The following is a 24,597-nucleotide window of genomic DNA, read 5'->3' on the forward strand; positions in this document are numbered from 1 at the left end:
GTCTCAAAAGCTAAATTAAATCTTTATGCTTTTGTCTTTTTCTAATTATTTTTATTTTGTTGTTTTTAATTAATATTTCTAATGGTTTTGTTCTTAAGTTATAATTTGAACTTAGTGACATTCCGTAAGCACCAACATCACATATTGCAACATAATCCTTTTCTTGAAGTTCCTGAAAGTTTTTAATAGTTACAAACTTGTCTGTGCTTTCACATATAGGTCCTACAAATTCATAAGTTTTTTTGGAAACTTTTCCAGATTTAATAACAGGTAAAGTTTTGTGAATTGCACCATATAACGCTGGTCTCATTAAATCATTCATTGCTGCATCCAATATAATGAATTTTTTACTTTCACTGTCTTTTATATAAATTACTTTTGTAATCAATGTTCCAGAATTTCCTATTATAGATCTTCCTGGTTCAAATATAATTTTACATTTCTTATTTTTTAAAAATTTTTTAATAGCTAAATTATATTTCTTATAATTAAGTTTTTTATTTTTCTCTGTGTAAGAAATTCCCATACCACCACCTAAATCGATGTATTCAAATTCATGAGATGTTTTCTTTAAAATATTATCGACTACTTTAAGCATCTTTTCATAAGGCTTATGATCTAAAATTTGGCTTCCAATATGAACACTTAAGCAATTAAGATCTATATTTTGTGAACTTTTGCAATATTCAATTATTTCATAAAATGTTTTTTCATTTACACCAAACTTATTCTCTTTTTTACCGGTTGAAATTTGGCTTAATGTTTTTGCATCAGTATTAGGATTTAATCTTAAACCAATTTTTACAATTTTATTTTTCTGTCTAGCCACTCTATTTATTTCTACTACTTCACTTTTGGATTCTGCGTTTATTAGTAAAATTTTTTTATCTATTGCGTAACTTATTTCATTTGTAGTTTTACCAACTCCTGAAAAGACAATTTTTTTTGGACTAATACCTGCTTTAAGGGCCATCATCATTTCACCAACAGATACTACATCGGCCCCAAAACCAAATTTTGATATCTCATTTATTAAATTTACATTGGTATTTGATTTAACCGCAAAACATATCAATGGTGAAATTGATTTAAAATTTTTTTTAAAATTTAAAATATTTTCTTTTAACCTTGAGTAAGAATAGCAATATGTTGGAGTACCATATTTTTTTGCAATTTTTAAAAAGTTAACTTTATCAATAGATAATTTTTTATTTATGTATTTCATTACACTCTATTTTTAGAGAATAGATTTAAATAAACTTGGTTTTTGTCCTCTTTGTATACAGGGTCACCTTTCTTGCCACATGAAAATAACAGTAGTAACATAATTAACGTAAATGTGATTTTTTTTATCATTTTAATTTTTTATATTTAGTTATCATTTTTTTAATATTTTCAAAAGAAGTTCCCCCAAATGATTTTTTTGAATTTATAGAGTTTTTTAAATTGAAAATTTCTAAAACTTTTTCTGTCAATTTTGGTTCAATTTTTTTAAGTTCATTTAAACTTAATTCGTTTAAATTTTTCTTTCTTTTTTCAGCCATGTTAACAATAGCAGCTGTTTTTTGATATGCCTTTCTAAATGACACGTTGTGTTCTCTAACTAAATAATCAGCTAGATCTGTTGCTGTAATATGGCCTGTGTTTGCAAGTTCAAGCATCTTCTTTTTATTTGCACTACAATTTTTTAAAACTTCATCAAATATTTTTAAGCAATTTATTAGAGTGTCATTAGAATTAAAAACTAATTCCTTATCATCCTGTAAATCTTTAAAATAAGAAAGTGGCAAGCCCTTTAGTATCGTTAACATAGAAAAAAAATTTCCGTAAGAAGTACCAGTTTTTCCTCTTAGATATTCTAAGAGATCAGGGTTCTTTTTTTGAGGCATAATTGAAGAGCCTGTAACAACTTTATCTGACAAGTTGATTAAGTTAAATCCATCTGAATTCCATATAATTAATTCCTCTGCAATTCTAGAAATATGCATTGAACATACTGAAATAGCGTAAAGAAAATCTACCACAAAGTCCCTATCCGAAACTGTATCTATTGAATTATTAGTTGGTCTTTTAAATCCAAGTTTTTTAGATGTAAAATTTCTATCTATATTAAACGAAGTGCCTGATAGAGCTGCTACACCCAACGGACTTTCATCTAAATTATCTAAATTGTTTAAAAATCTTTTTTTATCTCTGGTAAACATTTCCACATAAGCCATTAAATAATGGCCAAATGATATAGCTTGAGCATTTTTAAGATGAGTAAACCCTGGCATGATAGTCTCTATATTTTTTTCAGCTAGTTTAATTGTGCTTTTGATTACTTTATCTATATTATTATTAATATCTTTTGTTGCAGTTTTAATCCAAATTTTAAAATCAGTTATTACCTGATCGTTTCTTGATCTAGCTGTATGAATGTATCCAGCTTCATCACCAATTATTTGAAATAATCTTTTCTCTATATTCATATGAATGTCTTCATATTTTTTATTAAATTCAAATTTTTTGTAAGTTATTTCTTTATAAATTTTATTTAGACCATAAATAATTTTATTTTTTATTTTAAAGGAAATTATCTTTTGTCTAAAAAGCATTTCAACATGTGCAATGGATCCTTGGATGTCTTCTTTGTAAAGTCTCTTGTCTACGTCAATAGAATTACCAACTTTTTGAAATAAGTTTGACGCTTCCTTTTGTATTCGCGTGTTCCATATTGCTTGGTTGTTTTTATTTTTTGCCATGATATTTAGTTATACCTAATTAATATGAGAATTTTAGCATTATTTATTTTTTTAATTACAACTGCAGATGCTAGTGATTTACCAAACATTAAAAATATTGTTATTCATAAAGTTCCAAAAACGTATGAAAATGTATTTTTTTTAAATAAGAAAAATGAAAAAATTAAAATTAATGATTTCAAAGGAAAATTGTTAGTTTTAAATTTTTGGGCTACTTGGTGTCCTCCGTGCAAAGAAGAGATGCCTTCATTAGACAATATGCAAGCAAATTCATCACTTAATAATTTAAAAGTTTTTCCTATTAATATTGGTAAAGAAAAACTAAATAAAGTTGAAGAATTTTTTGTGAAATTAGACTTAAAAAATTTGGAACCTTTTTTTGATCCAGAAGTAACTTTAGCTAAAACATTTTCTCTAAGAGGAGTTCCAACATCAATATTTATAAATAAAGAAGGCGAGGAATTTGCAAGGGTTCTTGGTGACATAGACTTTAATGACAAAGATTTTTTAAAGTGGATTGAGAAATATAATTAGTTTTTAAAAAAATATGCGAAAGCTACCAAAACAAGTATAGCCACAAATTGCAGCAGAACTCTAAGCTGCATTAGTTTATTTGAATATTTTTTACTTGTTTCTCCACCTTTAAATAAAGTTCCAATACCCAAAACCAAAACTATTCCAACAGCTATTAAAAGAGCTATAGATAAAATTTTAACTAATATTCCAGAAAACATATTATTATTGTAGTGTGTTTTTAAAAATAAAAAACATAATAAATCATCTATGACATTTTGCCTTAATTCAATCATCATCAAACCAGAAGAAGGAACAGAAATTAAGAATGCGATAATTTTACTTCATGGGTATGGTGGAGATGGAAAAGACATAAGTATGTTAACTTTAAATTGGAAAAGACATCTGCCAAACACTATTTTTATTTGTCCTAATGGACATGAAAAGTGTGCAATTAATCCATCAGGATATCAATGGTTTGATTTAACCAAAGAAGATCCATCTTATATTCTTGAAGAGTCAATTAAAGCTGAAAATGTTATTAAAAAATTTATTGAGGAAGTTAAAACTGAATACAACTTATCAAATCAACAAATTTGCTTATCAGGTTTCAGCCAGGGCTGCATGATGTCTTTGAATGTTGGTCTTACCTCAAATGAAAAATTTTTATGTGTCGTAGGATTTTCAGGAAAAATAATAGATCAAATTAATTTGAAAGATAGAATAAAAAATAGCACAGATACATTACTAATACATGGTGATGTCGACCAAATTGTTCCATCAACACATTTACTTGAAGCTAAAGATTTTTTAATTCGAAATAATATTCCTGTTGAAACGTTATTAATAAAAAATTGTGACCATCACATTCCTATCGAGGCATCAAGTACAGCATTAAATTATATTTTAAAAAAAATTTAACATCTGATCATATTGATTATGATGCTAAACTAAGTTAATGTTTTAATGTGAACAACTTTATTGAACAAGATGTATCATTAGAAAAATGTCCTGCATTAGTTCTTAATGCTGATTACAGACCTCTAAGCTATTACCCACTATCATTATGGTCATGGCAAGACACTGTGAAATCAGTTTTTCTTGATAGAGTTATAATTGTAAGTCATTACGATAGAACTATCAGAAGCCCTTCATTTAATATGAAGCTACCAAGTGTTATAGCTTTAAAAGACTATATTGTTCCTCAAACGAAACCAAGTTTTACTAGATTTAACGTTTTTTTAAGAGATAAATTCTCTTGTCAATATTGTGGAAGTAATGAGGAACTTACTTTTGATCATTTGCTTCCAAGATCTAAAGGTGGAGAAACAAATTGGGACAATGTTGTTACAGCTTGTTCAGCTTGTAATGTAAAAAAAGGTGGAAAATTATTAAAACATTCAGGAATGAAATTAAATCAATATCCATTCAGACCTTCAACAGAAGATTTACATAAAAATGGTAAGAACTTTCCTCCTAACTTTTTACACAAAAGTTGGATGGATTATTTGTATTGGGATGTTGAATTAGAAACTTAAATTTTTTCAGAAATATTAATTGCAATTTTAGAACCAGTTTTAATTATTTTATCTAAAATACCATAAGGTCCTTTTTTAGTTGCACCCTTTTCATAAGCGATATCTTTATGATTAAGCTCATCTTCTCTAAATTTTGTAATTTTGTTTTTGAGAAATTTTTCATCTTCATCTAATTGATTAATTTGATTTAAGTAGTGTTCATCAATTACTTCCTCTACAGATGCTGTGCATAGCATGGCTGCCTTTTTCCCTAACAAAGTAGAACCAAATCCTAAACCAACACCTAGCAAATCCCATAGTGGTAAAAGTTTTGTAGGAGCAATGTTTCTTTTTTTAATTTCATTTTCAAAGAATTCACTATGTTCCTTTTCATGAATTTTCATATCTTCTATGATTTTTTTCAAATTTTCATCTTTGACAAATGTATTTAAAGCTAACAATTGACCTTCATATATTTTAACTGCTCCACGCTCACCAGCATGATCTACCCTTATAAATTCTTCAATTTTTTTTTTACTTACTTTTGGCATAGTTTAAATAAATTTTTAATGCATTGATTGTAATTAGTATAGAAATTACAATATTGTAAGTTGTAAGTGATAATCCAAAAATTTTAAATGTTACATCTTTGCAGCTCACTTTTTGTTCCTGCAATTGTTTTAAAATTTCTTCTTTGGAAGTTGCCTCGGAGCCATTTTTTAGGTCACAAACTAAAGATTCCTTGATAAATCCTTGTTCAATACCAAAATGATAAACTGATAAGATAGTAGCTGTTAAAAAAACAATTACCAATAAAACCAAAAATATTTTTTCAAACTGAGAAAATTTATAATTCAAGAGTATAATTACTATTGCAATTACATATGGAATTCTCTCTAAGATACAAAGATTGCATGGTTGATGACCCAAAACATATTCAATAAAGAACGCTGACAATAAAGCAACGAAACTGACAAATAAAATTAGGTTAAGAAACAATGATTTGTTATTAAGCATTAAATTTAAAAATTAAAAATATAATTCCTAATACTATAACTATTAAAATTCCAATTATAGTGAACCATTTTGAACCATGCTTCTCCATGAATTCAGTAAATAAGTCACCAAATTTATAAGATAAATAAGCAACAATAAAAAATCTAAGACTTCTTGAGATTAAACTCACAACAATAAATATAGGTAAACTAAAACCAACAACACCGCTAGCAATAGTGAATGCTTTATAGGGAAGTGGAGTAAATCCTGCTAGAAAAAGAATACTTAGCCAGGCAAAAAAACCTGATCCTTGAGACAAACTTGTCTTCAAATTTTCTACTTTATTTTCATAACCATAAAATTCAATTACATGAATAGCTAAATCATAAAACAAATAACCTAGTAAATATCCAAAAATTCCTCCTAAAACTGAAAATAAAGATGCGATTAAAAATATTTTAAAATATTCTTTTTTTTTAGCAATCACCATAGGAACAATCATTACATCTGGAGGTATAGGAAAAAACGAACTTTCAGTGAAGGAAACAATTCCTAAGTACAAATTTGAACTTTTGTGAGCAGCTAAATTTAAACACTTTTTATAAAGACTTTGGAACATTTTTTGGTTTTAATATAATTTTAGTTCTTATACTATTTAATTATAATTTAATTTAATGGGCGAATGGCGGAACTGGTAGACGCGCACGACTCAAAATCGTGTTTCGCAAGAAGTGAGAGTTCGATTCTCTCTTCGCCCACCAAAGTTTATGAATATAAAAAACTATAATAATCTTTTAGAACTATTTTATAATCAGTATACAAAAGAAAAAGCAGATCAAATTTTTCTAAAATCCTTAAAAAATCCAAACGATAAATTTTCTTGGAGAGATACTTATTTGAATATTTTAAAATTAAGCGACGAGCTTAAATCTTTAATTCAAAAAAAAGATAGATGTTTATTAATTTCAGAAAATAGACCTGAATGGATGATATCTGATTTAGCGATAATGTTAGCAGGTGGAATTACCGTGCCAGCCTATACCACTTATACCGAAAGAGATTATGAATATTTAATTGATGATTGTAATCCATCAGTAATAATTGTCTCAGATCAAGTTCAATATAATAAAATTAAAAATATAATTTCTATAAAGCCATTTATAAAAAAGGTTATCACCTTTGATCAAATTGACAGTCAATCTGATACTATATGCGTTAAAGACATTTTTTTGAGGAACGACTGTGAAGAGATCGATTTTTTAAAATTAGAAATTTCAAGAAAAGATGTAGCTTGTATTATTTATACATCAGGAACCCAAGGTAACCCCAAGGGAGTAATGCTTAGTCATGGGGGGATTTTAAATAATTGTGAAGGTTCTATTTCACTTTTAAAAGAGATAATATCTTACAAACCTAAATTCCTAACTTGGTTACCATTATCTCATTCTTATGAACACACCGTTCAGTTTGTCCAAATAGCAATTGGTGCCGAAGTTTACTACGCAGAAAGTATAGATAAGTTAATTAAAAATATGGGGGAGTGTAGTCCAGATATTATGACAGCTGTTCCAAGATTTTATCAGAATCTGTATCAAAAAATTAATTCAACTTTTAATAAAGCTACTGGTTTTAAAAAATCTCTAATAAACAAAATGCTATATCTAGGAGAAAAAGTACTAACAAATCAAAAACTTACTTTTTTTGAAAAAGTGCAAAATACAATTTGTGAAAAAATAGTTAGAAAAAAAATAAAAGCTCAGTTTGGAGGTTCTTTAAAAGCATTCATTTCTGGAGGAGGTGCGCTAGATAAAGAAGTGGGTGTTTTTTTAAATTCGATAGGTTTACCGACTTTGCAAGGTTATGGGTTAACTGAAACTTCTCCAGTTGTAAGTTGTAACCCAATAAAAGATATAAGGATAGATACAGTAGGTCCTGCTTTTAGTGGTAATGAGGTGAAAATTGCTGATGATGGTGAAATTCTGGTTAAAGGTGAAAACGTTATGTTAGGTTATTGGAATAAAAAGGAAGAGACTGAAAAAGTTTTAAAGGATGGCTGGTTATATACTGGAGATATAGGACATTTTGAAAATGGATACTTAAAAATTACTGATAGAAAAAAAGATATTTTGATTACACCAGGTGGTGACAATATTTCTCCTGTAAAAATTGAAAATGACTTACTGAAGATTGAATATGTAGAGCAAGCATTAGTTTATGGAGATAACAAACCATATTTAATAGCTATTTTAGTTTTAAATAATAATGAAAGTAATGTGTCAGATGAAAACATTTCAAAAGAAATAGAAACAATAAATAAAAACTTATCTAAGATAGAAAAAATTAAAAAGTTTTTTGTAATTAAAGATCAATTTACAATTGAAAATGGATTAATGACACCAACTTTAAAGTTAAAAAGATATAAAATTATTGAAAAGTATAAAAGTGAAATAGAAAAACTTTATTAAATTTCTTTAAATTAAGAGTTTATTTACCGCATAAACATTAACTAAATTAATAAAAAAATTTTTTATAAAAAATAAAAAAATAAAAAATATTTTTTTAAAATTCACTTTTAATTAATGATTTGACATAAGTTGTATAAAAAAATAAAAATAAGTTAACAGCGAATCAATTTGATTCGTTAAACTAAAAAGGGAGCTAAAGATGCCTAAGAAAAGAAAAAAAGCGGCAAAGAAAACTAAGAAAAAAGCTAAGAAAAAAGCTAAGAAAAAAGCTAAAAAGGCTAAGAAAAGAAGAAAATAATAACTTAGTATTCTTTACAAAAAACGCTTCTCATAACTTTTTGTGTGAGAGGCGTTTTTTTTTATTCGTCTAAAGGTTCGTCAGTTTCAGAAATAGGTTCTTCGACAGGTAAATCAGCAGTTGGAGTTTTAGGAGTAGCGCTAATAGCTTGTGTTTGTCCGCCAACATTTCTCTTTAATGCTTTATCTAATTTTTTTTGAGTGTCTTCTGGTGATAAATTTAAAATTATCTGAAATTCTGATTGCATTCTTTCATAAGCTTTTTCGAAAAGTTGTCTTTCACTATAAGATTGATCAACCATAAGATCATCACCTTTGTTTAGATCTCTTACAACTTCAGCTAATTCATAAATTTTACCTGATGAAATTTTTGCCTCATATTCTTGTGCTCTTCTACTCCACATCGATCTTTTGATTTTTGGCTTACTTTTTAATATAGAAATACATTTGTTTACTTGATTAATTGTTGCTAAAGGCCTTAGGTGAGACTGTTTGTTAACGGGTACCATACCATTAGCTTTATCTTTTTCAAATTTGATAACGTATGTTTCAACATCAATACCACCGATATTTATTTTTTTAAATTCTGTAATCTGACCAACACCATGTTTTGGATAAACAACATAGTCTTTAATTTTAAATTCTCTTTTTTCAGTTTCTTGTTTTTTAACTTTTTTTATTTCAGGTTTAACCTCATTAGTTTTTGATATTCTTAAATTATCTACTTTCGGTTCATCTGACGTTTCAGTAGTTTTTGAAACTTTTTTTATTTTAGGGGATTTATTTGGAATTTTCTTTAATACTTTTTTAGCTTTTTTTACTACTACTTTTTTTACTTTTTTAATTTTAGGTTTTACAACTTTTTTGACTTTAGTTACTTTTTTCTTTTTAACTTTTTTTGTCATTTCTTTATCTGATTTTCCTTTAAAGATTTTCTTTAAAATACTTTTCGTACTTATTTTGCTCATTTTTAAATTTTTCGTGATCCGCAGGGGGATCTTTTTTCTCACTTATGTTTGGCCAGATTTCTGAATACTTTTTATTGATCTCTAACCATTTTTCGCTTCCAGGTTCAGTATCTGCTTTTATAGCATCAACAGGGCACTCTGGCTCACAAACGCCACAATCTATACACTCATCCGGTTTAATTACAAGCATATTTTTCCCTTCATAAAAACAATCAACCGGACAAACGTCTACACAATCAGTAAGTTTACATTTAATACAATTATCGTTTACAATATAAGTCACTCTTTACTTTCCTCTTTTACTTTATGCTTAATATCCCCCATAGTTTTACTGTCAATGTATAAAAGTCCCGCTAATCTTCTCATAAGATTTGTTTCATACATATCTGCATCTTCATTAGAATAAATAATTGACCAAAGAGCTCCCACTATTTTAATTTTATCTTTTTCAGGTAAATTTTTAATTTCTCTTGTGAAGTCTAAAATTTGGTTTGAATTTTCCTCAATAATTTTTGCATCTTGTATAGTTTTTGTGATTTTTTCACTTTCAAGGCCCAACTCTAGAAGTGTTTTTTTAATTATTTCCTCCTCTTTGTCAGTATAATTTTCATCTATTTTTGCAGCATGGATTAATAAAGCACAAACTTTTACTATAAAATTATTCTCTCCTTTTTTATCTGTCTTTTTAAAAAACATAAAATTAACCTAACTTGAGATTTTTAAGAACTTTAAATGGATTTTCATTTGAAACTTTTTTGTTCTGTATTTTTTTAAATTTTTTAACAGGATTATATTTAAAAAACATGTCTTGTTCTTTCTCATAAGTTTTATAACCCATTTTTTGTAATAATTTTTTAAAGTTCTCTTTGCTGCACCCTAAAAGATTTAACATTTCAGGTATCATTTTTATTTCATTATTTTCTTTTGAAGTAGCATTAATAATTTGTACAAAGAGTCTTTCAAGAATATCTATTCTTACAAAAAGATTATCAAATTTTTCAAATCCACAGAGAAGCATAAAGTTTTTATTTTGAGAATCTTTATCTTCTAAAAAATTTAATCCAAAAGTTGGTGGTTTTAAATTATAGAATTTTTGATGAAAATTTTTCCACAATAAGGTTCTTAAAGATACAGCATCTGGTTTTATAAGCTGATAAAGGAATACATGGTATCTTCCAAATTTTACACCCAATTCTCTTAGTACTTTTCTATCTATTTGTTCAAGATTTTTTAAATAATCAGAAACTTGTTCTCTTTTTAAAACACCATTATTTTCATAAAGCTGATAAGCCAAAGCCTTAATTGAAGACTTATCTTCTTTAATGTTTTTTAAATCTATTAAACTTTTCAAGACATCGCTTATCTTAGAGTTTAGCCATTTTTGAATAAAATCATTTAGTTTTTGTTTTGGATTTTGTTCAATAATGTCATCAACAACTAAAGTAAAATTAGGACTTAAATAATCATTTCCTGGCAACAGTCTAGCAATTGGAAATTCATTCCAATATATTTTAAAATCCTCTTTTAAATCTATCAATCCCGTATCTATAATTAATTGAATTCTTTTATCAAACTCAGGCCCAATTGATTGTCTAGCAGCTTTTTTTAATGACTTGATATCAGTTTCAAGAGAGCCTTTTTTTAAATCTAATTCTAATTTCAAACCTTTGATTTTACCAATAAACTGATCATCTATTTTAACGTCATTGTTCTGTAATATTTCAGTTTTGAATTCCATGTCTTGTTTTAAACCTCTTGCAAGTATACTTGCTCTTTTGTCGATAAAAGTCTTGGTAAGTTCTTCATGAAGTCTGTCAGAAAGTCTATCTTCTAAATGTTTTGTTTTTTCTATCCAATAATTTTGATTTTCTACCCAATTATTTTTATTTGAAACATAAGACCAAGTTCTTACATTTGCAATTCTATTTGATAAAGAATCTACATTTCCCTCTAATTTATCAAGTTTCATGAGCTGTAATCTCATGTAATCTTCTGAAATTAGACCTTTTTCACTGTTTAAAAATTTAAAAACATTTCTGATCACTTCATAATGATTGCCGTAGGTTTTTTTAACAAAATCAGGTATCTGACAACATTCCCATAATAATTTGAGAGTTCTTTCGTTAAATTCTAGATTATTTTTTTCATCTTTTATAAAATATTTTAGCGCTCTTTCATCCTCACATTCGTGAACTTTTCTTAACCATTCCATTTGGGGTCTTTCTTCAAGACTTTTAATCAGTGAATTTGGGTTATTGAAATTAAGATCAGAATTTCTCCAGAATAAAGTTCTTATTTCCTCAAATTTATGTCCTTCAATTAATTCCACTTCTTCAGGTGAAATTTCTTTACAATCACCAGTTATTCCAAAACCACCATCATTCAAATATCTTCCAGCTCTTCCCGCTATTTGACCTATTTCAGATAAATTTAATTTTCTTAATTTTTTTCCATCAAATTTTTTAAGATTTGAAAAATATACATAATCTAGATCCATATTTATTCCCATTCCAATAGCGTCAGTGGCTACTAAAAAATCGACATCTCCAGATTGGTAAAGTTCTACTTGAGCATTTCTCGTTTTAGGACTTAATGAACCCATAACTATAGCTGCCCCACCCTTTTGTCTTCTTATTAATTCTGCTATTGCATAAACTTCCTCCGCTGAAAAAGCTATGATTGCAGTTTTTCTATTTATTCTTGATATCTTTTTATGTCCGGCATAGGTGAGTTTTGATAATCTATCTCTATTAATAAATTCTAAATCCTCATTTAATTTAGATATGATGTTTTTAATAGTACTAGAACCCATTAGCATTGTAAGTTTTTCACCTCTTAAATTTAATAATCTATCTGTGAATATGTGACCTCTTTCATGATCTGCACACATTTGAATTTCATCTATGCCCACAAATTCTAAATGTTTTTCAATAGGCATTGATTCTACTGTGCATAAATAATATTTTGCGTTTGTAGGAATTATTTTTTCTTCACCAGTAATTAAAGCAACTTTGTCTATACTAATTTTTTTTATTACTTTATCGTAAACCTCTCTTGCTAATAATCTTAATGGGAACCCAATCATTCCGCTGTCAAAAGATAGCATTGTGTCAATTGCAAGATGAGTTTTACCTGTGTTTGTTGGACCTAGAACAGCTGTAATTTTATTTTTAGGCATTTCTATCTTTGGTGTATAATTTTTTTTACCTACCAGATATTGTTAGTGCTAAAGAACAAAAATAGACTAAAACATGACCGAATCGGAGGGTAAAAAGTTCTCATTTTTATATTAATATTAATGAGAATATCATAATTGAGATTAATTCTATAATAGTAATTTAAAAAAATAAAAATGACCAATAAACTTTGGGAAGCATCTTTTAAAGAGAAAAAAAATTCAAATCTTTATGCTTTTGAGAAATTTATTTCAAAAAAAATCAAAAAAAAATTTAATTTAAATTACAAAACTTTTTTAAATTGGACTATTAAAAATTCTCCTGAGTTTTGGAATTATTTTTGGGAATTTTCAGAAATTAAAGGATTGAAAAGTAAAAAAAAAATTAAAAAATCTAAAATATTTTATAAAAATTTATTCTTACCAGGTAGTAAGTTAAATTTTGGTGAGAATTTATTGTCAAAAAATAATGATGATAAGGCGATTACTTTTATAAGCGAAAATGACTTTAGAGAAGAAAAATCTTGGAGAGAATTAAATTTAAGTACAGGCAAAATTGTAAAGTTTTTAAAGGAAATTAAAATTAAAAAAGGAGATAGAGTTGCAGCTTATATGCCTAATACTATTGAGACAGTTGAGGCGTTTATAGCAGCGAGTACTATAGGAAGCATTTGGTCATCATGCAGTCCTGATTTTGGTATTAAAGGTGTTGTTGAGAGATTTTCTCAAATTAATCCAAAAGTTTTGTTCATTACAGACCAGTATTTTTACAATGGGAAAAAAATTAATGTATTAGAGAGATTATCTGAAATTTTAAAATCTATTCCGTCAATTAAAAATGTTGTGATTGTTAATTATCCTGGAAAAAAATATGTCACTAATAAAAGTAAATATAAGAAAATAAATTTAATTAAATGGCGTGAGATTATTCATAATCAATCTGAAAAAATAAATTTTAAAAAGTATGATTTCGAAAGTGAGTTGACTATTTTATATTCAAGTGGAACAACTGGAAAACCAAAATGTATTTGCCACAGAACTGGTGGAGTTCTTCTTCAACATAAGAAAGAACACCAATTACACTGCGATATAAAAGAAAATGATAACGTGTTTTATTTTACTACTTGTGGTTGGATGATGTGGAATTGGTTAGTAAGCTCGTTAGCTTCAAAGGCATCAATAGTACTTTTTGATGGTTCTCCAATGTATAAATCAAGTGATTTACTTTTAAAAATAGCACAAAGAGAAAAAATTACTCTGTTTGGAATTAGTGCTAAATATATTGATGCTCTAAGAAAATTAGAACCTAATCTTAAATTTAAATATAAACTTCAAAAACTAAAAACAATATGTTCAACAGGTTCTCCTTTATCAAGTGAAGGTTTTAAATATGTTTACAAAAATATTAAAAAGAAAGTTCATCTCTCATCTATTTCGGGTGGTACAGATATTGTATCGTGTTTTGTTTTAGGAAATGTATATCAGCCAGTAAATATTGGTGAAATACAAAATTCTGGCTTAGGTTTAGATGTTGATGTCTTTAATGATAGTGGCAAATCTTTAAAAAATTCTAAAGGTGAACTTGTTTGTAAAAATCCATTTCCATCAATGCCTCTTAAATTTTGGAATGATAAAAATGACGTAAAATATAAAAAAGCTTACTTCAATAGATATAAAAATATTTGGCATCATGGTGATTATGCTGAAAAAAGAAATACCGATGGTTTTATTATACATGGAAGATCTGACACTACCCTTAATCCAGGAGGTGTAAGACTTGGTACTGCTGAAATATATTCTGAGGTTGAAAAGTTTAAAGAAATTAAAGAAGCACTAGTAGTTGGTCAATCTTGGGATAATGATATAAGAATAATTCTTTTTGTTGTAATGAGTAATGAATACATACTTAATGATTCTTTACTTAATAGAATAAAAACTCAAATAAGAATAAATGCATCACCAAGACATATCCCTAGTAAAGTAATTGTTGTAAAAGATATTCCAAGAACCAAAAGTGGTAAAATTGTTGAGCTTGCAGTTAAAAGCACTATAGAAGGAAGTGTTGTTAAAAATAAAGAAGCTTTAGCAAACCCAGAAGTATTAAAACAATACAAAAATTTGAAACAGTTAAGTTATTAAATGTTAAAAAATATAGTTAAAGATTTAAAACCATCTTCTACGCTAGCAATTAATGAAGCTTCAAAAAAACTTGAAGATGAAGGAAAAAAAATATTTAAATTTGGTTTTGGACAATCACCCTTTAAAGTTCCACAAGACGTAGTAGAGGAGCTTAAAAATAATGCGTATCAAAACAAATATTTGCCCATGCAAGGTCTTTCAGAGCTAAGACAGTCTGTTGCAAAATACACATCAAAGAAAAAAAATTATGAATATAATTCTGAAAATATCATTATAGGACCAGGCTCTAAAGAGTTGATGTTTTTACTTCATGTAATATTCGATGGTGAAATTATATTACCTGCACCAAGTTGGGTTTCTTACGCGCCACAAGCAATATTAGGAAGAAACAAAATTCAAATTTTACAAACAAAAAGAGAAAATAATTGGTTCCCTACAGCTCAAGAAATAGAGGAAGTAATATTACAAGATAAAAATAAAAATTATTTATTATTTTTAAATTCCCCTAATAATCCTTCAGGGCAAGTTTGTGAAAATTTGGAAGAAATTTCTAATGTTGCAAATAAACATAATCTTATAATTTTATCTGATGAGATATATTCAGAACTGACTTTTACAAAAAATTATAAGTCTATTTCAAATTTTTGTCCTGAAAAAACAATTATCAGTACCGGTCTAAGTAAATGGTGTGGAGCTGGTGGTTGGAGATTGGGATATTTTATTGTTCCAGAGAGCTTAAATGACATAAAAAACATGATTAATGTTTTAGCGAGTGAAACCTTTTCAGCAGTAAGCGCGCCTATACAATATGCTGCAATAAAAGCTTATGAAAACAATCATAGCGAATACATTAATAAATCTAGAAATATTTTAAAGGCTGTCGGCAATTATGTTTATCAAAATTTAAAATCAAACAAAATTTTAATTAATGAACCTCAAGGAGGTTTCTATTTAATGCCTGAATTTTTAAATTCTAAATTTAAAACTTCATCAGGAATGTGTGAAAATATTTTAAAAGAAACAGGTGTTGCATTATTGCCTGGATCAGATTTTGGATTTAATGAAAGTAAAATGCTTGCAAGATTAAGCTTTACTGATTTTGATGGAGAAAAATTCATGAATAATATTAAGGAAGACCAATCTATTGATTTTAATATAATCGAAAAGTTGGCACCAAAGGTTGTAGAAGGTGTTGATAATTTAAAAAAATGGTCAGAAAATCTTTAAAATCAGCCTATACATCTATTATAATTTTTTGGTAAGATTAGTTTATAAAAAATAACGACATACAATTATAGAGAGGGAAAAATAATGAAAAAAATAATCACATCCCTATCAAGTGCTTTACTGATTTTATTTGCATCACTGTCTTTAACTACAGTTGCTAAATCAGCTGAGTTCTTCACGATAGGAACTGGTGGACCTACTGGAGTATACTTCCAAACAGGTAACGCTATATGTAAAATGCTTCATAAATCAGCAATTAGTGCTGAGCACGGTAGAAAAAAAGGTACAGCTAAAGCGTATAGATGTACTGCTCCATCGACAGGTGGTTCAAACTACAATATTGGACAAATAGCAGCTGGAGAATTTCAATTTGGCGTAGCTCAATCTGACTGGCAATATCACGCAGTGAATGGTTCAAGCAAATGGGAAGGAAAACAGTTTAGTGATTTGAGAGCTGTGTTTTCAGTTCACAACGAACCTTTTCAAATTTGGGCTAGAAAAAAAGCAAGAATTAAAGATTTTGCAGACTTAGAAGGTAAAGTAGTAAACATTGGTAACCCTGGTTCTGGTCAGAGAGGAACTATGGAAGAGCTAATGAAAGCTATGGGTGTTGATAATAGTTTCTTTAAATCAACAACAGAGTTAACTTCTTCAGAGCAAGTGAAAGCTTTATGTGATGGTAAAATTGATGCATTTGGTTATTCGGTTGGATTTCCAAATGGTGCAATGGAACAAGCAGCAACTTGTGCTGCTAAAGCATCTCCAATCAATTTGACTGGACCAGAAGTTCAAGGCTTAATTGATGGTGCTGATTATTATGCGCAGGCTGTAATTCCTAAAGGCACTTATACAAAACAGAAAAAAGATGCTACTACATTTGGTGTTAAGGCAACTGTGGTAACTTCGGCTGATGTTTCTGAAGAATTAGTATACTTAGTTACAAAAGCAGTTTTTGAAAACTTCGATGATTTCAAAAAACAACATCCAGCATTTGGATTTTTGGAAAAGAAAAACATGATTAAAGATGGTTTATCTGCTCCACTACATCCTGGTGCAATTAAATATTATAAAGAAGCTGGATTAATGTAATCTAAGTTTTTTACTTTTTAAAAGGCCTGGTAATTTTTACCGGGCCTTTTTTTTATGGTATGAATATTTCTTATGAGTGATTCAATTAGCGCCAATATAAAAAATAAAATAAGCGAAGATTTATCACCAACCAGAAACATTACTGGATTTCATTTAAAGGTAGTTTCTGCAATAGCTATCATTTGGTCCTTATTTCAACTTTGGTACGCATCACCATTTCCATTTATGTTGAATATTGGAATGTTTAAAGGTTTACCTGCGAGAGCAATACATTTAGGATTTGCATTAACTTTAGCATTTTTAATCTACCCAGTAGCAAAAGGAAAAAAAATTTCATTTTTTGATATTATTATAAGTTTTGTGGGCGCTTTTTCTTGTCTCTATATTTATTTTTTTTATGATCAATTAGTAGAGAGGGGTGGTGTTCTTTTAAGTTTGAAAATCACTGATACATTCAATTTTCCAGTGGAATTAATTTTAGGAGGATGTGGTATTTTAATACTTTTAGAGGCCACAAGAAGAGCAATTGGATTACCTTTGGTAATCATTGCAACTTGTTTTTTATTATTTTCATATTTTGGAAGGTATGCACCAGAGATAATTTCTCATGGAGGCTTGTCTTTAAATAGATTAGTAGGATTTCAATGGTTGGATCAAGAGGCAATATTTGGAATCCCTATTGGTGTTTCTGTAGATTTTATTTTTCTGTTCGTTTTATTTGGTGCCTTACTCGAAACAGCAGGTGGAGGTAAATATTTTTTAGATTTAGCCTTTGCGATGGTTGGTAAAATGAGAGGTGGACCAGCCAAAGCTGCAATTCTAGGTTCAGGAATGACTGGCTTAATCTCAGGATCATCAATTGCTAATACCGTAACTACTGGAACATTTACTATTCCAATAATGAAAAAAACAGGTTTCTCTAAAGAAAAGGCAGGTGCAATTGAGGTTTCGTCATCTGTAAATGGACAAATAATGCCGCCTGTGATGGGTGCCGCAGCATTTGTAATGGCAAGTTTTATTGGGGTTACTTATTTTGAAATAGTTAAACATGCTTTTTTACCTGCAATTATTTCTTATATTGCTCTATTTTATATATCTCACCTAGAAGCTTTAAAATTAAATCTCAAAGGAATGGACGATGCCGATGTTCCTAATTTGAAAAAAACATTTTTATCTGGAATTCACTTTTTAATTCCTATTTTTGTTTTAATTTATACTCTTGTTTATTTAAGGTTCACTGCTTCGTATTCAATTTTTTATGCAACAATTACTTTAATTTTAGTAAATCTAATTAACTTAATTATTAAAAATAATTACTCTAAAGATTCTTTTAAAGAATGGTTTAATCAAACAATCGTTGGTTTTGAAAAAGGGGCATTGAATATGGTAGCAGTTGGTATAGCAATTGCTACAGCTGGTATCATAGTAGGTGCAGTTGGCTCAACAGGCTTAAGTACAAACTTAATTATTGTTATCGAATCTATTGCTAAAGATAACGTCACAATACTATTATTTTTAACAATAATTTTATGTTTGTTGTTAGGAATGGGTTTACCAACTACAGCAAACTATGTTGTGGTTGCATCTTTGATGGCAACTGTTTTAGTTGATGTTGGAAATGCATCTGGGTTTATTTTTCCACTTATAGCAGTTCATTTATTTGTTTTTTACTTTGGACTGATGGCAGATGTAACACCGCCAGTAGGGTTAGCTTCTTATGCAGCTGCAGGAATATCTGGAGGAGACCCATTAAGGACTGGAGTTCAAGCATTTTGGTATAGTTTAAGAACAGGAATATTACCAATAGTCTTTTTGTTTAATCATGAACTTTTACTTATTGGTATTGAGAATATCTGGCATGGGCTTATTGTTATTATAACATCATTAATCGGAATTTTAGTTTTTACATCAGCAACTCAAGGTTGGTTTGTAAATAGACTTAAATGGTATGAGATAATTATTTTTTTAATTATTTCTATTTCTTTATTGTCTCCAGATTTTGTTCTAAATAAATTTTACCCAAAATATAATTATCAAGAAATTAATAAAATCAATTCATTAAAATTTGATTCAAAAAAAGAAATCCAAATTAAAGTAACAAGACCCAGTTTATATGGAGAAAGATATAAACTTTTTGTAATATCAAAAAATACCTTTGAAGATCATTTTACTCTAGAGGATTATGGGATTACTTTATTGGTGCAAGATGAAAAAATAATTGTTGATAATTTAAAATGGAATGGAGAGGCAAAAAAAAATGGTTTTGAAATGGGTGATTATATTAGTGAATTCAAAATTGAAAACTTTGATAGACCATCGAAAAATATAGTTTATCCAATCGCTTTAATTTTATTAGTTATTTGTGGATATTTTAATATCAGAAGAAAAGAATAAATTAACCACCTGGACCTAAGTTTGAAGGTTTAACTTTTAAAATTTTCCAAACACCTGTTGCTGATGTTATAATTTTATTATTACATTTTAGCTCACAAAATAAAAATATTAATGTATTTGTTTTTTTTAATATTTTTGTGTGCCCAATAATTTCATCACCAACTTTTGAGGCACCAATAAATTTAATATCTAATGAAATAGTTACACATGGAGCGTTACCAGCAGATCTGTGAGCTGCGGTTCCAGCACCAGCATCTATTAATGCTGATAGATAGCCTCCATGAGTTATTCCTGCAGCATTTAAGTGATTTTCATTTATAGTAGATTTAAATTCATATTCAGTTTCAGAGATGTTTCTAAACAAAACACCTCCATTATGTTTCATGAACCCTGGGGTTAGACTTATTTGTTCAAACTCATTACTCATAAAATTTACAATACAATTGTTAATAGCAATAATAACAATGTAATAATTATAAAAAAGTAAATTACTGATTTTTGTAAAGAAGCTTTTAATAGCCAATCAATCATTTTTTTCCTTTTTGGTGGACCGCCCAGAACTCGAATCTGGAATCTCCCGGTTCGTAGCCGAGCGCCTTATCCAATTTGGCCAGCGGTCCAAAATTAATTTTATTAAAGATACTGTATTTTATGGTTTTATTAACAAATTTTGTTCAATTAAAACACAGCTTTGCATAAAAAGATTAATTAATGTGATAAAATAACATAAAAATATATTTTATTTGAGTGTATAAGCCTTTTAAATAATGAGCGAAAAACTACTTGTTCCTGACATTGGTGATTTTGAGAATGTTGAGGTAATAGAATTACTTGTAAAGCCAGGAGACACAATCAAGGAAAATGATCCAGTAGTTACAATTGAAAGTGATAAATCTAGTGTTGAAATCCCATCAACTATTTCAGGAAAAATTGATACCGTTAATGTCAAAGTAGGTGATAAAGTTTCAAAAGGTGATTTACTTTTAAGTTTAAGCAATTCAACCAAAAGTCTTCCAGAGAGCAATCTTCCTAAAGATACAGAAAATATTATTAAACAAGCTGAGGAAGCAATGGCTGTAAATAAAGAGGAGCCGGTGAATGTTCCAGAGCCAGCTAAAGAAAAAAAACAATCTATAATTCAAGTTACAAATGGATTAGATACAGATCCTTTAGAAACTCAAGATTGGCTAGAGTCTTTATCTGCAGTAATTTCAAAAGATGGAAATCAAAGAGCTCATTTTTTAATTAAGGAATTAATTAACAAAGCCTATCGTGAAGGAGCAAATATTCCTTACACCCAAAATACTCCGTATATAAATACCATTCCTCCTGAGGCTGAAATAAAATCAAATGGAGATCAAAATATTGAGAGAAGAATAAGATCTCTGATCAGATGGAATGCAGCTGCAATGGTAGTAAGAGCTAACAAAAAATTTCCAGAATTAGGTGGACACATAGGAACCTTTGCATCTGCTGCAACTTTATATGATGTTGGAATGAATCATTTTTGGAGAGCAAAAAACAATAAATTTGGAGGTGATCTAGTATATTTCCAAGGACACAGTGCACCTGGAATGTATGCTAGAGCATTTTTAGAAGGTAGATTAACTGAGAAACAATTAGATAGTTTTAGACAGGAAGTAAAACCTGGAGGATTATCTTCATACCCTCACCCTTGGCTAATGCCAAATTTTTGGCAATTTCCGACTGTTTCAATGGGGTTAGGACCAATGCTTGCAATTTATCAAGCAAGATACATGAAATATTTAATCAATAGAGGATTGATTAAAGATGAAGGACGAAAGGTCTGGGCTTTTTTAGGAGATGGTGAAATGGATGAACCAGAATCCATGGGTGCAATTGGATTAGCAGCTAGAGAAAAACTAGATAATTTAATTTTTGTAATTAATTGTAATCTCCAAAGACTTGATGGACCTGTAAGAGGAAATGGAAAAATTATACAAGAACTTGAAGGTAGCTTCAGAGGTGCTGGATGGAATGTAATAAAAGTTATTTGGGGTTCATATTGGGACTCATTATTAGCTAATGACAAATCTGGTCAATTAGTAAAAATTATGAATGAAACTGTAGATGGTGAATACCAAGCCATGAAAGCAAGAGATGGTGCATATGTACGAGAAAAGTTTTTTGGAAAAAATCCAGATACTTTGGAGATGGTTTCATCTATGTCAGATAAAGATATTTGGAGATTAAATCGAGGAGGACATGACCCCCATAAGGTATACGCAGCTTATGATAAAGCAATTAAAAACCAAGGAAGTCCAACTGTTATTATTGCAAAAACAATCAAGGGATATGGAATGGGAAAAACAGGTGAAAGTGTAAACACTACTCACCAAACTAAAAAATTAGATGTGGATGATCTTATGTATTATAGAGATCGTTTTGATGTTCCTCTAACTGATGAACAAGTTAGAAACATAGAATACTTTAAGCCTGATGAAAAATCTCCAGAGATTAGATACATAAAAGAAAGAAGGCTTAAACTGGGAGGTTATTTGCCAGAGAGATCAACCTTTGCAAAACCTATTAAAGCACCATCAAAAGATATTTTTGATTTTATGAAAGTTTCAACTGGTGAAAAAGAAATGTCTACCACAATGGCGCTGGTCAGAATGTTAACTAATTTGTTAAGAGATAAAAATATTTCACCTAGATTAGTTCCAATTATCCCAGATGAAGCTAGAACATTTGGTATGGAAGGTTTTTTTCAAAAAATTGGAATATACGCTCATGAAGGACAGAAATATGAGCCCGAAGATGCTGCACAACTAAGTTCTTATAGAGAAGATAAAAGTGGACAGGTACTTGAAGAAGGAATTAATGAGGCAGGAGCGATGTCTTCTTGGATAGCAGCTGCAACTGCTTACACAAATCATGATATTGAAATGATACCGATATATATTTTTTATTCTATGTTTGGATTTCAAAGAATTGGAGATTTAGCTTGGGCTGCTGGTGATAGCCAAGCTAGAGGTTTTTTAGTTGGTGCAACAGCTGGAAGAACAACATTAGCAGGTGAAGGATTACAACATCAAGACGGACATAGTCATTTGATTGCATCAACAATTCCTAATTGTGTAACTTATGATCCTACATTTCACTATGAATTGGCAACTATTTTTAGAGAGGGTCTAAGAAGAATGCATGAGAAGAAAGAAAATGTTTTTTATTATATTACAACAATGAACGAAAATTATTCACATCCTGAAATGCCTAAGGATAAAAATTGTGAAGAGGGAATTCTTAAAGGAATGTATAAGATAAAGGAATTTAGCAAATATAAAAAAACGAAACTTCAACTTTTAGGCTCAGGAACGATATTAAGAGAGATGATGTCAGCAGCTGAAATTTTACAAAACGATTATCAAATTGATAGTGAAATATGGAGTGTTACAAGTTTTAATGAGTTAAGAAAAGATGGGATGGAAGTTGAAAGATATAACCTTCTAAATCCGGACAAAACTCCTAAAAAATCATATGTAGAGCAATGTCTTGGAAGTACTGAAGGACCAATTATGGCAGCATCTGATTATATGAGAATGAACTCTGATCAAATAAGACCTTACACAAACAATAAGAGCTTTTATTCTCTAGGTGCAGATGGTTTTGGAAGAAGTGATACTAGAAAAAATTTAAGAAAATTCTTTGAGGTAGATAAAGAACATTTAGTAGCTTATGGATTAAGTATTTTAGCAAAAGAACAATTGATAGCTTCAAAATATGCAAAAGATGCTATGAAAAAATACAAAATTGATGGCGATAAACCTATGCCAACAAAATTATAATGTTAGATATTGAAATTAAGGTACCAAATATAGGAGATTTTAAAGATGTTGAGGTTATTGAGGTATTAGTAAAAAAAGGCCAATCAATTAAAAAAAATGACCCTTTAATTACAATAGAAAGTGATAAGTCTAGCGTAGAAATACCATCTAGTTTTGAAGGTAAAATTTCTAACTTAAATATAAAAGTTGGAGATAAAGTATCTGAAGGAGATTTAATTTTAACTTTAGAAAAGTCATCACAGATAAATCAAAAAGTTGAACAAAAGCCAATAATAGAAAAAGAGTTCAAAAAAATTGAAGTAATAGAACCTGAAGTTCAACAAGAAACTAAAGTTTTAAATAATGTATCTAACATTTCATCAGCAAGCCCAAAAGCTAGAAAATTTGCTAGAGAACTCGGTGTAGATATAAATAAAGTTTTAGGAAGCGAGAGAGATGGAAGAGTAGTTGAAGATGATATAAAAAAATTTGTAGCGTTAAGATCAAATAATAAAGTTGAAGTTGTTGAGGAAAAAAAATCAAACAAAATTAAAAATGAATTTGAGCATTCAGATTTTGGTGAAATAGAGATCACAGATATACCAAGAGTAAAAAAATTATCATCAAAGTACTTAACAAATTCATGGACCACTATACCTCATGTTACAAATCATGATGAGGCTGATATTACAGAAATGGAAAGCTTCAGAAATTCTTTGACTGATATTTATACAGGAGAAAAAATTAAAATTACTCCTTTAGCATTTATTGTAAAAGCCTTAGTTGCTTCGCTCCAAAAGTTTCCAAGTTTTAATTCCTCAATTGATGAAATTGAAACCGGCAAAATGACAATGAAAAAATATTACCATGTAGGTATAGCTGTAGACACTCCAAATGGACTAATGGTTCCAAAAATTAGAAACGCTAATAATAAAAAAATTTCTCATATTAGTAGAGAGCTGAGAGAGGTAAGCGAGCTTTGTAGAAATTTAAAAATAGACAAAAAAGAATTGTTTGGTGGTTCGATGACCATTACTAGTTTGGGTGGAATAGGTGGATCATTTTTTACACCAATAATAAATTATCCTGAAGTAGCAATTTTAGGAGTAGGAAGATCAGAGAAAAAACAAATTTATATAAATGGAAAGTTTCAAACTAGAACAATGTTACCGATTTCTTTGTCTTATGATCATAGAATTATTGATGGTGCTGAGGCAGCAAGATTTAACAATGATCTTAAAGAAAACTTAGGCAAAAATTTTGCTTATAAGCTAGCTGTATAGTC

General features: G+C 28.9%; 21 protein-coding genes and 2 tRNA genes. 11 read left to right on the top strand and 12 right to left on the bottom strand.

Annotated features, from left to right (window positions below):
• Positions 1-10 precede the first annotated feature (10 nt).
• Together lysA and argH are read right to left on the bottom strand one after the other, a co-directional pair.
• A complete protein-coding gene (gene lysA / locus ACTTBM_RS06005; protein ID WP_440635132.1) occupies positions 11-1,225 on the bottom strand; it encodes a diaminopimelate decarboxylase in 1,215 nt (404 codons plus the stop codon).
• Positions 1,226-1,352: 127 nt separating this feature from the next.
• Positions 1,353-2,744 carry an argininosuccinate lyase gene (gene argH, locus ACTTBM_RS06010; RefSeq protein ID WP_440635133.1) on the bottom strand — a complete coding sequence of 464 codons (1,392 nt, stop codon included), beginning with the start codon at positions 2,742-2,744 and terminating at the stop codon, positions 1,353-1,355.
• A gap of 24 nt (positions 2,745-2,768) precedes the next feature.
• Here argH and ACTTBM_RS06015 point away from each other — a divergent pair, with 24 nt between their 5' ends.
• Positions 2,769-3,278, top strand: a complete 510-nt coding sequence (locus ACTTBM_RS06015; RefSeq protein WP_440635134.1) for a TlpA family protein disulfide reductase — start codon at positions 2,769-2,771, stop codon at positions 3,276-3,278.
• Here ACTTBM_RS06015 and ACTTBM_RS06020 read toward each other — a convergent pair.
• Positions 3,275-3,478, bottom strand: coding sequence for a twin transmembrane helix small protein (locus ACTTBM_RS06020; RefSeq protein ID WP_262590092.1), 204 nt, complete (start codon positions 3,476-3,478; stop codon positions 3,275-3,277). The two genes, ACTTBM_RS06015 and ACTTBM_RS06020, sit on opposite strands and share 4 nt — an antisense overlap.
• Positions 3,479-3,527: 49 nt before the next feature.
• On the opposite strand from ACTTBM_RS06020, the gene ACTTBM_RS06025 reads away from it, so the two are divergent.
• Together ACTTBM_RS06025 and ACTTBM_RS06030 are read left to right on the top strand one after the other, a co-directional pair.
• A complete protein-coding gene (locus ACTTBM_RS06025) occupies positions 3,528-4,178 on the top strand; it encodes an alpha/beta hydrolase (protein ID WP_440635135.1) in 651 nt (216 codons plus the stop codon).
• A 47-nt stretch (positions 4,179-4,225) separates the two neighbouring features.
• Positions 4,226-4,795 carry an HNH endonuclease gene (locus tag ACTTBM_RS06030; protein WP_262590094.1) on the top strand — a complete coding sequence of 190 codons (570 nt, stop codon included), beginning with the start codon at positions 4,226-4,228 and terminating at the stop codon, positions 4,793-4,795.
• Here the strand turns inward: ACTTBM_RS06030 and ACTTBM_RS06035 are convergent.
• The 3 genes from ACTTBM_RS06035 to ACTTBM_RS06045 are packed head-to-tail and all read right to left on the bottom strand — an operon-like array spanning position 4,792 to position 6,389.
• Positions 4,792-5,325: a demethoxyubiquinone hydroxylase family protein gene (locus ACTTBM_RS06035; protein ID WP_440635136.1), complete on the bottom strand. Its 534-nt coding sequence runs from the start codon at positions 5,323-5,325 to the stop codon at positions 4,792-4,794. The two genes, ACTTBM_RS06030 and ACTTBM_RS06035, sit on opposite strands and share 4 nt — an antisense overlap.
• A complete protein-coding gene (locus tag ACTTBM_RS06040) occupies positions 5,309-5,791 on the bottom strand; it encodes a disulfide bond formation protein B (protein ID WP_440635137.1) in 483 nt (160 codons plus the stop codon). The genes ACTTBM_RS06035 and ACTTBM_RS06040 overlap by 17 nt, the downstream gene beginning before the upstream one ends.
• Positions 5,784-6,389, bottom strand: a complete 606-nt coding sequence (locus ACTTBM_RS06045; RefSeq protein ID WP_440635138.1) for a YqaA family protein — start codon at positions 6,387-6,389, stop codon at positions 5,784-5,786. Before ACTTBM_RS06045 ends, ACTTBM_RS06040 begins: the two co-directional genes overlap by 8 nt.
• A 57-nt stretch (positions 6,390-6,446) precedes the next feature.
• Between ACTTBM_RS06045 and ACTTBM_RS06050 the strand changes: the two genes are divergently transcribed.
• Together ACTTBM_RS06050 and ACTTBM_RS06055 are read left to right on the top strand one after the other, a co-directional pair.
• Positions 6,447-6,531, top strand: a tRNA-Leu gene (locus ACTTBM_RS06050).
• A 6-nt stretch (positions 6,532-6,537) separates the two neighbouring features.
• Positions 6,538-8,235 (top strand): AMP-dependent synthetase/ligase, encoded by a 1,698-nt coding sequence (locus ACTTBM_RS06055; protein ID WP_440635139.1) that lies wholly within the window; start codon positions 6,538-6,540, stop codon positions 8,233-8,235.
• Between the two features lie 359 nt (positions 8,236-8,594).
• On the opposite strand, the gene ACTTBM_RS06060 is transcribed toward ACTTBM_RS06055, so the two are convergent.
• The 4 genes from ACTTBM_RS06060 to ACTTBM_RS06075 are packed head-to-tail and all read right to left on the bottom strand — an operon-like array spanning position 8,595 to position 12,678.
• Positions 8,595-9,500 carry a CarD family transcriptional regulator gene (locus ACTTBM_RS06060; RefSeq protein WP_440635140.1) on the bottom strand — a complete coding sequence of 302 codons (906 nt, stop codon included), beginning with the start codon at positions 9,498-9,500 and terminating at the stop codon, positions 8,595-8,597.
• The gene (gene fdxA / locus ACTTBM_RS06065) at positions 9,457-9,783 is read right to left on the bottom strand and encodes a ferredoxin FdxA (RefSeq protein ID WP_075484280.1); all 327 of its coding nucleotides are present in this window, start codon (positions 9,781-9,783) and stop codon (positions 9,457-9,459) included. The genes ACTTBM_RS06060 and fdxA overlap by 44 nt, the downstream gene beginning before the upstream one ends.
• Entirely contained in the window at positions 9,780-10,196 is a 417-nt protein-coding gene (locus ACTTBM_RS06070) for a TerB family tellurite resistance protein (RefSeq protein WP_440635141.1), read from the bottom strand. The genes fdxA and ACTTBM_RS06070 overlap by 4 nt, the downstream gene beginning before the upstream one ends.
• A gap of 4 nt (positions 10,197-10,200) precedes the next feature.
• Positions 10,201-12,678, bottom strand: coding sequence for a helicase-related protein (locus ACTTBM_RS06075; protein WP_440635142.1), 2,478 nt, complete (start codon positions 12,676-12,678; stop codon positions 10,201-10,203).
• Positions 12,679-12,852: 174 nt separating this feature from the next.
• Between ACTTBM_RS06075 and ACTTBM_RS06080 the strand changes: the two genes are divergently transcribed.
• The 4 genes from ACTTBM_RS06080 to ACTTBM_RS06095 all read left to right on the top strand — a co-directional run bounded on the left by ACTTBM_RS06080 (position 12,853) and on the right by ACTTBM_RS06095 (position 19,524).
• Positions 12,853-14,814 (top strand): acetoacetate--CoA ligase, encoded by a 1,962-nt coding sequence (locus ACTTBM_RS06080; protein ID WP_440635143.1) that lies wholly within the window; start codon positions 12,853-12,855, stop codon positions 14,812-14,814.
• Positions 14,815-16,041 carry a pyridoxal phosphate-dependent aminotransferase gene (locus ACTTBM_RS06085; protein WP_440635144.1) on the top strand — a complete coding sequence of 409 codons (1,227 nt, stop codon included), beginning with the start codon at positions 14,815-14,817 and terminating at the stop codon, positions 16,039-16,041.
• Positions 16,042-16,125: 84 nt separating this feature from the next.
• Positions 16,126-17,130: a TAXI family TRAP transporter solute-binding subunit gene (locus tag ACTTBM_RS06090; RefSeq protein WP_262590104.1), complete on the top strand. Its 1,005-nt coding sequence runs from the start codon at positions 16,126-16,128 to the stop codon at positions 17,128-17,130.
• Positions 17,131-17,202: 72 nt separating this feature from the next.
• A complete protein-coding gene (locus tag ACTTBM_RS06095; RefSeq protein ID WP_440635145.1) occupies positions 17,203-19,524 on the top strand; it encodes a TRAP transporter permease in 2,322 nt (773 codons plus the stop codon).
• A gap of 1 nt (position 19,525) precedes the next feature.
• Here the strand turns inward: ACTTBM_RS06095 and ACTTBM_RS06100 are convergent, their stop codons facing one another.
• Complete coding sequence (locus ACTTBM_RS06100; RefSeq protein ID WP_440619311.1) at positions 19,526-19,951, bottom strand: PaaI family thioesterase; 426 nt, start codon at positions 19,949-19,951, stop codon at positions 19,526-19,528.
• 116 nt (positions 19,952-20,067) lie between these two features.
• Positions 20,068-20,144 (bottom strand) — tRNA-Arg (locus ACTTBM_RS06105).
• Positions 20,145-20,291: 147 nt separating this feature from the next.
• Here ACTTBM_RS06105 and aceE point away from each other — a divergent pair.
• Together aceE and ACTTBM_RS06115 are read left to right on the top strand one after the other, a co-directional pair.
• On the top strand, positions 20,292-23,333 hold the full coding sequence (aceE, locus tag ACTTBM_RS06110) for a pyruvate dehydrogenase (acetyl-transferring), homodimeric type (protein ID WP_440635146.1): 3,042 nt from the start codon (positions 20,292-20,294) through the stop codon (positions 23,331-23,333).
• On the top strand, positions 23,333-24,595 hold the full coding sequence (locus ACTTBM_RS06115; RefSeq protein WP_440635147.1) for a 2-oxo acid dehydrogenase subunit E2: 1,263 nt from the start codon (positions 23,333-23,335) through the stop codon (positions 24,593-24,595). Before aceE ends, ACTTBM_RS06115 begins: the two co-directional genes overlap by 1 nt.
• Positions 24,596-24,597 lie beyond the last annotated feature (2 nt).

Origin of the sequence: Candidatus Pelagibacter sp. HIMB1746 (assembly GCF_052047555.1) — a bacterium.
Taxonomy (GTDB): domain Bacteria; phylum Pseudomonadota; class Alphaproteobacteria; order Pelagibacterales; family Pelagibacteraceae; genus Pelagibacter.